Annotated in this window: 11 protein-coding genes; 4 read left to right on the forward strand and 7 right to left on the reverse strand. The window is 64.5% G+C overall.

The window, feature by feature from the left end:
- Position 1 precedes the first annotated feature (1 nt).
- Positions 2 to 529, reverse strand: coding sequence for a GNAT family N-acetyltransferase (locus VGH68_RS25690; RefSeq protein ID WP_331606525.1), 528 nt, complete (start codon positions 527 to 529; stop codon positions 2 to 4).
- Between the two features lie 155 nt (positions 530 to 684).
- Here VGH68_RS25690 and VGH68_RS25695 point away from each other — a divergent pair, with 155 nt between their 5' ends.
- Positions 685 to 1,332: a VTT domain-containing protein gene (locus VGH68_RS25695; protein ID WP_331606526.1), complete on the forward strand. Its 648-nt coding sequence runs from the start codon at positions 685 to 687 to the stop codon at positions 1,330 to 1,332.
- Between the two features lie 194 nt (positions 1,333 to 1,526).
- Here the strand turns inward: VGH68_RS25695 and VGH68_RS25700 are convergent, their stop codons facing one another.
- From VGH68_RS25700 to VGH68_RS25725, 6 genes are all read right to left on the reverse strand, one after another.
- A complete protein-coding gene (locus VGH68_RS25700; RefSeq protein WP_331606527.1) occupies positions 1,527 to 2,369 on the reverse strand; it encodes an IclR family transcriptional regulator in 843 nt (280 codons plus the stop codon).
- 68 nt (positions 2,370 to 2,437) lie between these two features.
- Positions 2,438 to 3,976, reverse strand: coding sequence for an AMP-binding protein (locus tag VGH68_RS25705; protein ID WP_331606528.1), 1,539 nt, complete (start codon positions 3,974 to 3,976; stop codon positions 2,438 to 2,440).
- 25 nt (positions 3,977 to 4,001) lie between these two features.
- Complete coding sequence (locus tag VGH68_RS25710; protein WP_331606529.1) at positions 4,002 to 5,783, reverse strand: ABC transporter permease subunit; 1,782 nt, start codon at positions 5,781 to 5,783, stop codon at positions 4,002 to 4,004.
- Positions 5,784 to 5,792: 9 nt separating this feature from the next.
- Positions 5,793 to 6,854, reverse strand: a complete 1,062-nt coding sequence (locus tag VGH68_RS25715; protein WP_331606530.1) for an ABC transporter ATP-binding protein — start codon at positions 6,852 to 6,854, stop codon at positions 5,793 to 5,795.
- Positions 6,855 to 6,864: 10 nt separating this feature from the next.
- Positions 6,865 to 7,926, reverse strand: coding sequence for an ABC transporter substrate-binding protein (locus tag VGH68_RS25720; protein WP_331606531.1), 1,062 nt, complete (start codon positions 7,924 to 7,926; stop codon positions 6,865 to 6,867).
- 54 nt (positions 7,927 to 7,980) lie between these two features.
- Positions 7,981 to 8,742 (reverse strand): enoyl-CoA hydratase/isomerase family protein, encoded by a 762-nt coding sequence (locus tag VGH68_RS25725; protein ID WP_331606532.1) that lies wholly within the window; start codon positions 8,740 to 8,742, stop codon positions 7,981 to 7,983.
- A 369-nt stretch (positions 8,743 to 9,111) separates the two neighbouring features.
- Here VGH68_RS25725 and VGH68_RS25730 point away from each other — a divergent pair, with 369 nt between their 5' ends.
- The 3 genes from VGH68_RS25730 to VGH68_RS25740 all read left to right on the forward strand — a co-directional run.
- Positions 9,112 to 9,861 (forward strand): IclR family transcriptional regulator, encoded by a 750-nt coding sequence (locus VGH68_RS25730; protein WP_331606533.1) that lies wholly within the window; start codon positions 9,112 to 9,114, stop codon positions 9,859 to 9,861.
- A gap of 52 nt (positions 9,862 to 9,913) precedes the next feature.
- Complete coding sequence (locus tag VGH68_RS25735; RefSeq protein ID WP_331606534.1) at positions 9,914 to 10,687, forward strand: transporter substrate-binding domain-containing protein; 774 nt, start codon at positions 9,914 to 9,916, stop codon at positions 10,685 to 10,687.
- Positions 10,688 to 10,704: 17 nt separating this feature from the next.
- Positions 10,705 to 11,302, forward strand: a 598-nt coding sequence (locus tag VGH68_RS25740; RefSeq protein WP_331606535.1) for an amino acid ABC transporter permease, incomplete at its 3' end; no start/stop codon positions are given.

Consider the following 11,302-nt stretch of genomic DNA (forward strand, 5'->3'; position numbering starts at 1 on the left):
GTCACTCGAGCTCTCGCCGCATGAACACCCGTTGCGATTCGTCGAGCCCGCGCGCGATATGCGCATCACGCCGCGCGATCAGCGCAGCGTCCAGATCGGCCGTTTCGATGTCGCGAAACCCGAGCCGCCGGTAGTACGGCGCATTCCACGGCACGTCGCGGTAGGTCGACAGCACGAGCTGCGTCAGTTGCCGCTCGCGTGCGATCCGCGCGACCTGCTCGATCAAGGCCGCGCCGATGCGCCTGCCGGCGTGCGACGTCAGCACATCGAGTTCCTGCACATAGATGCGAGCCGGCTGCGGCTCGAACATCACGAAGCCGGCACAGATTGCCGGCGCGTCGATCGCGACGATGATCTCGCGCGCGGCGATCTTGCGCCTGGCGGTCTCGAGCGCCATCGGCGGCGCATCGGCGATACCGGTCATGCCGACGCCCACGAAGCGCGAAGCCGCGTCGAACTCGATCGCGCGGATGGTATCGGCATCGTGCGGGGTGGCGAAACGAAACGTGACGGCGGGATCGTATTGCATGCTATCGAGCGACCGGGAGATCGCCCGAGTTTGCCATCCCGGCCGTTCAACCGGCAAGTCGTCCGGATTCGCCAGCGTCAGCGCAGATAACCGCGCGCGTACGCGTGCAGGGCTACACTCACGACATCCCCACACCGCCCCGCCGCCATTCCACTATGAATCTGATGAACGTGCTGCAGATCGCGCTACACCTCGATCAACACCTGAGCACGTTGATCGTGCAATTCGGCACCGGGATCTATGTGCTCCTGTTTGTCGTCGTGTTCGTCGAATACGGCTTTCTGCCACTGTTCTTCCTGCCTGGCGATCCGCTGATCTTCATCTGCGGCGCGCTGGCGGCCAGCGGCGCGCTGAATGTGTGGATCGTCGTGCCGGTGCTGTTCATCGCGACGATCGGCGGCAGCATTGTCGGCTATGCGATAGGCCGCGCAATCGGCGAAAAGGTCTACACGCGCAACTATTACTGGCTGAACCGCGACGCGCTACGCCGCGCGCATGCGTTCAGCGAAGCGCGTGGCCGGCTGACCTTCCTGCTGTCGCCGTTCATCGCCGTCGTGCGGACGTTCGCGCCGTTCGCCGCCGGCGTGTCGAGGATGACGTTTTCGCGCTTCGTCTCCTTCGTCACCGCTGGCGCCGCGCTGTGGGTCGTGTCGCTGATCGCGGCCGGCTATCTGTTCGGCAACGTGCCGGTGATACGCGAGCATCTGAGCTCGCTGGTTTTGCTGGGTCTCGCGCTCGGTGGCGCAATGCTGATCGGCGGCGCGGTATGGCGCTTTTTCAGCCGGCGCGCGGGTACCCGGTGACGCGCGCCACGCCGTCCGCTCCGGCCTTTCAGTTGACATGCATCGACAGCGCTGCGCACGGCTCCGTCACAGTTGTCTTGCACCACGCTGATTTGCCGGCGGCTCCGCGATGTCGGGGTATCGGCGCAGGCACCGCACGGCCAACAAGACGACCGATGTGAACGGCGTCCGCCACGACGCTATTCCACGCGACGCTATTCCACGCGACGCCGCGTCGAAATCGCCGATGCCGTCGAAATAACCAGATCCGCGAAGCGCCGCTCGTCGCGGTCGGCATGCCAGCGCGATCTCGCCACCGCAATGTTCACGGCGCCGACACCCCGCCCGTGCGCATTAGTGATAGCCGCCGCCGTCGAAATATCGCTGACGAAATACTCATCTTCGGTGTGCGCATACCCTTGCTTGCGGATCTGCGCGATGCGGTCCTTGATCTTGCGCGGCTGATAAACGGTCGACGATGTGTAGGGCACGAGATTCGTGCGCGCCAGAATGTCGTCGATGTGTCCGTCGGGGAGGGTTGCGAGTATCGCGAGTCCGGGCGCCGTGCAATACGCGGGCAGACGCGAGCCCGTAATCACATGGGCGTTGAACACATTGCGGCTGACGATGCGCAGCACGAAGACGATGTCGGTATCGTCCAGCACCGTGAGATTGGTGGCCTCCTCCGTCTCGGAGCCCAGTTGCTGCAGATACGGCGTCGCGCGGCTCACGAGCTCGTTCGAGGTCAGGTAGTGGTAGGTGAAGTCGAGCAGCCTCGGCGACAACTCGTACTTGCGGCTGTCCGGATCCTTGAACAGATAGCCCAGCGCGGCGAGCGTGAACGTGAAGCGCTGCGTCGCGCTCAGGTCGAAGCCGGTGAGCGACGATATCTCCGACAGCGACAGCTGACGCTTGCTGCCGTCGAACGCGGTGAGCACTTTCATCGCCTTTTCGACGGACTGCACGTAGAGCGACGACGCGCTGGGATCGGCCGCCTCGACGGGCGGCTTGGTCGCTGCACTTTTGCGCTTGCGCGGGACTTTGGGCGCTTCGATCATCACAATGTTCGTCTTCAGGGTTATGGGCGAATTATCGCATGGCCCTAAAGCGCTATCGGTATCCAATATCAGACCCGCGCCTTGATGCGATCCCATGCATCGTCCACAGTGCGCGGCAGCAAATGCTTCCTGATCCGTTCGCTCACCGTCAGTTCGAAGCTCGCCACCGCACGGTAGTAACGCGGCAACTGAAAACTCGCGAGCCGCTCGCGCGCCCATGCATGCATGGCCTCCCACTCCACCGGCTCCTCCTTGAACTGCACGTTCAGAAGGATGTCCTGCTCGCCGATCGCTGACGCCACGCCGATCGCGGCACTCGCGCGCACGGCCGGATGCGTGGCGAAAACGCGCTCGATCTCCCACGCCGACACATTCTCGCCGCGCACGCGCATGCTATCGGTCTGCCGGCCAATGAAGAACAGATCGCCGTCGGCGTCGCGCCGCGCGCGATCGCCTGTGTGCAGTTTGCCGTTGCGCAGCGCAGCCCGGGTCGCGTCCGGATTTTTCAGGTAGGCCGGCAAAAACGTGCCCTCCACCTTGCTCGATAGCACGATTTCGCCTGCGTCGCCTTCTTTCACGGGCTGGCCGTTTTCGTCGAGCAGTTCGACCTCGATCCACGGCAGCGCGCGACCGATCGACCCCGGCTTGCCCGTGGCATTCGCAGTCGCGAAACTCGAGCACTCGGTCATCCCATAGCATTCGTGCAAGCGCACGTTGAGGCGCTCCTGCACCAGCGCCCATGAGGAAGCGCTCACGCCCGCGCCCCACGCGACGCGCAGCGTGTGCGCCCGCGGTTGCGCGTCCACCGGTAATTGCATCAGGATATCGAGCACGCCGCCGAGATAATGTAGTTGCGTCGCGCCCGCGCGCTTGACCTGAGACCAGAACTGCGAGGCCGAAAAGCGCGGCACCGCGTGCAGCGTCACCGGCTCGAGAAACGGCAGCATCAGCATTTGCGCGCCGCCGATATGGCACAGCGGCTCCCACAGGAAGAGCCGGTCGCCTTCTCGTACGTCGGCGACGCGCAGCGCGGCTTCGCTCGCGATGCGCATCATCCGGTGCGTGAAGACGACACCCTTCGGCGCGCCCGTCGTACCCGACGTGTAGATGACGCACAGCGGATCGTGTACGCCGATCTCCGGGCTCGTGAATGCCGCAGCCGGTTCGTGTGGATCGAACGCGGGCAGATGCACGCGCCGGGTCGTGCCGCAATCGATCGCCGCGGTGACGGCGTCGAATTCGTCCTCGATGACGAGCAGTTTCGGTTCGGCGTGCTGCAGCAGATAGACGAGGCCCGCCCCGCGCAGCTTCGTGTTCACCGGCACCCAGACCAGCCCGCTCAGCATCAGCGCATAGATCAGGTGAACGTGACCCGCGCCGTTGCCGAGCATGACGGCGACGCGGTCGCCCTGTACGAGCCCTTCGTCCGCGAACCAGCGCTGCAAGCGCGCGACCTGCCGCGCGATGTCGTCGCAGGTTATCGCCTGATCGTCGAAATGCACGACGGTGCGTGCCGGCTCGCGGCGCAGTCTCGCAGCGAGCAGGGGCACGCAGTCGAGTTCGTCGTCTGCGTGGCGGTGAGCGAAATAGTCGGGGTAGCGATGCATAGTGATATCGGTTGAAAAGCGGGATTCAGCGCGTGCGGCGCTTGAACCAGGAAGAGACCGCGACGACCAGCGCGATCAGAATGATCAGCGTGGTCGACACGGCCGCGAGCGTCGGTGTGACCGCCAGTTGGATGTTGTCCCACATCTGTTTGGGCAGCGTCGAATTGATGCCGCCGCTCACGAAGATCGCAATCGTGAGATCGTCGAAGGAGACGAGGAACGCGAACAGAAATGCGGCGGTCACGCTCGCCATCAGCAGCGGCAGCACGATCGACGTGATGCGCCGCAATGGCGATGCGCCCATCACGCGGGCCGCGTCGTCCAGCCGCCAGTCGAAACGCTGGAAACCCGCCGCCAGCGTGACGACCACATACGGAATCGCAAGCACCGTATGCCCGATCACGAGACCGAGATTGGTGCCCGTGAGCCCGAAGCGGCTGAACAGATACAGCAGCCCCACCGCGACCACGATGCGCGGCACGATCAGCGGCGCGACCAGCAGCGCGAACACCGGCTTGCTCGCACGGCGCGGCATGCGCGTCATCGCGAGCGTCGCGCCGAAGCCGAGCAGCAGAGACAGCACCGCAGTGCCCAGACCGACTTCGAACGACCGGATGATCGCGCTCTGCCACACCGGCGAATCGATGAAGCTGCCGAACCAGCGCATGCTGAAGAACCTGGGCGGAAACGCGATGTAGTCGCTCTTCGTGAACGCATACGGAATCACCGAAAGCACTGGCGCCACCAGCACGATCATGATGATGCATGTGTACAGTCCGAGCGGGCTCGCGGCACGCGCGGTGGTGTCCGCGTGCGCGTTGCGGCGCATCACGAAGGGCGCGAAAAGCCGGCCCGCCGTCATCAGCAGCGCGAGCCTGACGCCCTGTGCGCGCGAGCCGCGGGAACGCTCGGTGACCTCGCCCGTCAGCGACGTCAGCCCGACCATGCGGTCGTAGACGAAAAAGATCACGACCGAGCAGATCAGCAGCACCGTCGACAGCGCACCGGCGAAACGCATGTCGAAGAGTTCGAGCACGGACGAAATCACGAGCTGCGCGATCATCGTTTCCTTCGGTGAGCCGAGCAGCGCCGGCACGATGAAGAAGCCGAGGCTCGAGATGAACACGAGCAGCCCCGCGGCCGCCACGCCGGGCGACGACAGCGGCAGGAACACCGTGAAGAAGCTCATGCTGCGTTGCGCGCCGAGTGTTTCCGCCGCCTGCGCGAGCCGGTCATCGATGCCGCGCATCACGGGCAGCATCGTCATCACCGCGAGCGGCAGCATCGAATGCACCATGCCGATGAGCACGCCGGCCAGCGACGGAATCGTGCCGCTGGTCTCGTGCACGAGGCCGAGCGACAGCGCGATGGTCGACAGCACGCCGGTCTTGGACAGCAGCAGCATCCACGCGTAAGTCTTGACGAGATAGCTGGTCCAGAAAGGCAGCATGATCCACAACAGCCAGCGTTCGCGCAGCCGCGCCGGCAGCCGGCTCAGCATGTAGGCGACCGGATAGCCGAGCAGCACGGACAGCGCGGCCGTCAGGAACGAGATGGCGAAGGTGATCCACAGCACCTTCGCGTAGACGGGCGTGCGCGCGATGCGCTCGAACTGCGCAAAGCCGAAATGGCCGTCGGCGCTGACGAGACCGCCTTGCAGGATTTCCCCGACCGGCAGGATGAAGAACACCAGCAGGAACAACAGCGTGGGCAGGATTGGCAGAAACCGCAGGCAGCGCGCGAGCACGACCGAGCGGCCGCGCCGCGCCATTTCGTTATCGCGCTGCGCATGGAGAGCGAGGGTCATGACGATTCCTCAGGCGTGCAGCAGCGTCGTGCGGTGCGGATCCCAGGTCAGGCCGACCCGTTCGCCGACACGCGGCGTCACGCTGCGCTCGCAGCGCACGGTCAGCTCCGTGCCGTCGCTCATGGCCAGTTGTACGCGCGTGTCGCTGCCGAAGAACACCACGTCCGAGATCGTGCCGTCGACAAAGCCGCTGCGCGGTTCGACGAGGCGCGGCGCCTCCGGACGCAGCAGCAACGTATGACGCGCGGCGGGCGTGGCCGCCGCAGTCATCGGCAGCGGAATACGGCCGCCCGCCGCGAGCAGGATCGGCTCGCCGGCCGCGCCGCGCGCGGCGTCGAGTTCGCCTTCGAGCAGGTTCGAGTGACCGATGAAGCCGGCGGCGAAACGCGTGGCCGGACGGTCATAGAGATCGGCGGGCGTGCCCACCTGCTCGATGCGCGCCTGGTTCATCAGGCAGATGCGGTCGGACAGCGTGAGCGCTTCGTCCTGATCGTGCGTCACATACACGAAGGTCGCGCCAAGCTCCTTGTGCAGGCGTCGAATCTCGGACTGCATGTGTTCGCGCAGCTTCTTGTCTAGCGCGCCGAGCGGCTCGTCGAGCAGAATCACCGAAGGCCGGTAAGCGAAGCAGCGCGCCAGCGCGATGCGCTGCTGCTGCCCGCCGGACAACTCCTTCGGATAGCGCCGCGCGTATTCGTTCATGCGGACCATCGCGAGCGCGTCGTCCACCGCGGCGCGCACCTCGTCGCGCGACTTGCGTCGCATGCGCAAGCCGTAGGCGACGTTGTCCCATACGCTCATGTGCGGGAACAGCGCATAACTCTGAAACACCATACCGATGCCGCGCTTGCCCGGTTCGACGTGCGTGACGTCGTGTCCGTCGATCTCGATGCGCCCCGCGCTCGGCGCGACGAGTCCAGAGATCATCTGCAGCAAGGTGGTTTTGCCCGAACCCGACGGACCGAGCAGCGTCAGGAATTCGCCCGCCTGCACGGCGAGGTCCGTCGGTTCCAGCGCGACTGAATCGCCATAGCGCTTGGCAATACCGATCGCTTCGAGTTTCGAGCTCATCGTGCCGTCCTCAGGAAATGATCCACGAATTGAACCGCTCGGTGACCGTCTGGCGGTTGGCTTCCCACCATTGCGGGCTGGGCAGCTTCATGTCCTTGATGTTCTCCGGCGCGGTTGGCAGCAGCGCCGCGCGCTCCTTGCTGATGGTCTCGAAGGACTTCCTGTTGGTCGGGCCGTAAGCAAGCGTGCGCGTCAGCATGGCCTGACGCTTCGCGTCGGCGCAAAAGCGCACGAACTGCTTCGCGGCATCGGCGCGCGGCGTGCCCTTCGGGATGCCCCAACCCTCGATCGAATAGAGACCCTGATTCCAGACGATCGTCACCGGCGCACCGCTGTCCTTCGCCGCTTGCGCGCGGCCGTTCCAGGCCGAGATCATGTCGACGTCGCCGCTCTGGATCGCCTGCATCGCCTGCGCGCCCGACGTCCACCAGATGTCGATGTGCGGCTTGATCTTGTCGAGACTCCTGAACGCCCGGTCCACGTCGAGCGGATAGAGCTTGTCGAGCGGCACGCCGTCCGCGAGCAAGGCCTGCTCGAGCGTGTCGAGCGGACTGCGGCGCAGGCAGCGCCGGCCCGGAAATTTCTTCACGTCCCAGAAGTCCGCCCACGACTTTGGGCCGTTGTCCTTGAACTTGTCGGCACGATAGGCCAGCACGGTCGAATACACGTCGACGCCCAGCCAATTGGGCGTGATCGCCTCGGGCATGATGTCCGGGAAGTCGCTCGTCTTCAGGCCGATCGGCTCCAGCAGGCCCTTGGCTTCGAGGTATGGAATGTCCGCCGACAGCGTCAGCGTGGTGACGTCCCACACATAGTTTTTCGTTTGCACCATCGCCGCGAATTGCGCGACCGGCTGCGATTCGCGCGCGACGCTGACGACCTTGATGCCCGTCGCTTTCTCGAACGGGTCATAGAACGCTTCGCGGTAGGCGGTCGTGTACGGACCGCCCGGGTCCGATACGACGATCTGCTTCGATTGAGCGCGCGCGGCCAGCGGCATCGCGCCGGCCACGGCGAGCGCGCCCGCGCGTTGCAGAATGCGCCGCCGCGTCGCGTTGAAGTCTTGCGTCATGATTCAGGTCTCCCGCAGTGGGGTTGAGAAAGAGCGGCTCGACTTCAGCCCGATTTATTTGGCGCGCTTTTTGAAGAACTCTTCCATCATGCGAGCGGGCTCACCGGAGTCGTATGCCTCGCGCTGGATGCGCTCCCCTGCCTCGATACAGTCGACGAACCCCGGCTCGGTCATCTCGCGGAAACGCTGCTTGTCCAGTCGCATCGCGACGGGCGGCTTGGCGGCCAGTTCGGTGGCGATTTCCAGCGCTTTCCCGAAGACCTTGTCCTGCTCGACGATGTGATGAATCAAGCCGATGCGATAGCACTCGTCGGCATCCATCAGACGGCCGGTGAGCGTGAGTTCGATGGTGCGCGACATGCCGAGCATCGAATTCATGATCCATGGGCCGGTCGTGCTGGCGATGCCCGCATTGATTTCCGGCTGCCCCATGCGCACGCCCGGATGACCCACCCGGATGTCGCCCAGCAACGCGACCTGGAACGCCGAACCGGCGGCCGTGCCATTGAGCGCCATCACGAGCGGCTTGCTCAGGCCGCGCAGCGCCGCGTAGTAGCGCTGCCACTCCTTGACCCACGCCACTGCGCGCTCGCCGTCGAAGTCGTGTGCCTCCGCCAGGTCTTGCCCCGCCGAGAACGCGCGATCGCCCGCGCCCGTCATGATGATCGCGGCGACGGTGTCATCGGCATTGAAGCGTTCGAGCGCCGCGATGATCGCTTCGCGCATCGGCGTGGTCCACGCGTTCAGGCGCTCGGGACGATTCAATGTGATGACCGCAACCCGGCCGTGATTCGAAAACAGAACGTCGTCGCTCATGGTTTATCGCATCGCAATAGTTAATGGTGAAATGCAATATAGGTCGATCAAAAACAAGCTGCAAGCGGGTTTACGCGGAAAAGTCAAAGCCGCTGAACAAAGGGCGCGAGCGAGCGAAGTGAATGCATCGTGCGGTCAACGAAAAATCGGTCGAAACGAGCGCGCGAATGCGTCGGGCCGAGAGTGGCTCGATGGATTTCGTCCGATTGACTTCAGCGCCGCGTCGCCGATGGGCAGGATCCGGCAGTCATTGAGGGAAAACCCTCTATTCTTCATTCCCGCCGCGTGGGAATCGCATTTTTGTCCAGCGGGAGAGACGTGGCAATCTGCGGGTCATCGACATCGCCGTTTTACCGCTCGAGAACAACTGTGAAACAGGAATCAAACGTCACCGGAGCCGAGCGTCTGCTGCTCGTGTTGACCGCGCTCGCCAGCCACGGCAAGGCCATGTCCGTGAAGGACATGCTTGGCGCGACCGGCCTCGCGCAAAGCACGCTTTACCGGCAAGTGGCGCTGCTCAAGCGCTGGGGCTTCGTCACGGAGGACGCCGGCTTTTATGCGCCCGGCCCCATCAGTCTTCAACTCGCGCTTGGCTTTGACATCAATTCGATGCTGGTCGAAGCGAGCCGCGACGGCATGAGGCAGCTCTCGCGCACCACGCAGGAAAGCGTCGGGCTCATCGTCGCCGTGAACGATCAGGTGATCTGCCTCGAGATGATCGACAGCATCCACTCGCTGCGCTGCTCATTCGAGAAAGGCCGCGCGGTGCCGTTACGCGCGGGCGCATCGGCGAAATCGCTGCTGGCCTTCATGGCCGGCAAAGCGCGGACCGACACGCTCGAGCGCCAGTTCGCCGGCGACGATGCGGCGCGCGCCGCCCTCGAAGCGGAGCTGGAGCGCATCCGCGCGCGCGGCTACGCGGTGAGCGACAGCGAAGTCGACCCGGGCGTGTGGGGCGTGAGCGCCCCCGTGTTCGGGCGCGGCTCGCGCGGCGCGGGCGCGAGTGCATCGATCACGCTGATGGCGCCCTCCTCGCGCGCAACGGGCCGCGAACGTCAACTCGCCGACTGGACGGTGCGCACCGCCAACGCCATTTCCGCCCGGCTGCAAGCCGCCTGAATAGCCTGAATATCCAACTCAACGACTGACCACACACCCCGGAGCCAACCCGATGAAACTGAAGACCCTTCTTTCTGCCGCGAGCCTCGGCATCGCAATGACGATCGCCGCCCTGCCCGGCACCGCCACCGCGCAAGACTCGAAGACGCTGAATGTCGCGACGGACGCCACCTTCGCGCCGATGGAATTCGTCGAGAACGGCCAACGCACCGGCTTCGACATCGACATCATGAACGCGCTCGCCAAGGCAATGGGCAAGCAGATCCAGTGGACCGACATCGACTTCAAGGGGCTCATTCCGGGCCTCGTCGCGCATCGCTTCGATGCGGCGATCTCCGCCATCTACATCACGCCGGAGCGCGCGCAGGTCGTCGACTTCACGCAGTCCTACTTCGCGGGTGGCCTGTCCGCGCTGGTCAAGGCGGATTCGCCGATCAAAACGCTCGCCGATCTCAACGGCAAGAAGGTGACCGTGCAGGTCGGCACGAAGTCGGTGAACTTCCTGCGCGACAACTATCCGCAAGTGCAGCGCGTGGAGGTGGAAAAGAATCAGGAGATGTTCGATCTCGTCGGCATCGGCCGCGCGGATGCCGCCGTGACCGGCAAGCCCGCCGCCTATCAGTTCGTGCGTACCCGCCCCGGCTTTCGCGTACTCGACAAGGAGTTGACGACCGAGGCCTACGGCATCGCGGTGCGCAAGGACGAGCCGCAATTGCGCGACCAGCTGAACGCCGCACTCGCGAAGATCAAGGCGGACGGCACCTACAACGCGATCGTGCAGAAGTGGTTTGGCGCGAGCGCCAGCAACACCGCGAACGCGAAGTAATCCGGCGGATCTGACCCATGCAACTCGACTTCACGCCGGCTCTGGCCGGTTGGGCCGATATCGCGCATGGCGCGCTGGTCACGGTGGAAGTGACCGCCGCCGCGCTCGTGCTGTCGTGCCTGCTCGGGCTCCTGATCGGCATCGGCCGGCTTTCGCCGCAGCGGCGCCTGGTCTACGGCTTGTGCACCGGATATCTGATCTTCTTCCGCGGCACGCCGCTGCTCGTGCAACTGTTCTTGTTGTTCTTCGGCTTGCCGCAGTTCAACATTCTGTTGCCCGCGTTCGTGTGCGGCATCCTCGGCCTCGGGCTGTATTCCGCGGCATACGTGTCGGAGATCGTGCGTGGCGCGATTCAGTCGGTGGATCGCGGGCAAATGGAAGCGGCGCGCTCGATCGGCATGTCAGCGGGACAGGCGATGCGCGCGATCATTCTTCCGCAAGCGATCGTGCGCATGATTCCGCCGCTTGGGAACGAGTTCATCGCATTGATCAAGAACTCCGCACTGGTGTCGCTGTTGACCATTCCCGATCTGATGCATGAAGGACAGAAGATCATCAGTGTGTCGTACCGGTCGCTGGAGATCTATCTCGTGATCGCGCTCGTCTATCTGGTCC

This window comes from Paraburkholderia sp. (genome assembly GCF_036488505.1).
GTDB lineage: Bacteria > Pseudomonadota > Gammaproteobacteria > Burkholderiales > Burkholderiaceae > Paraburkholderia.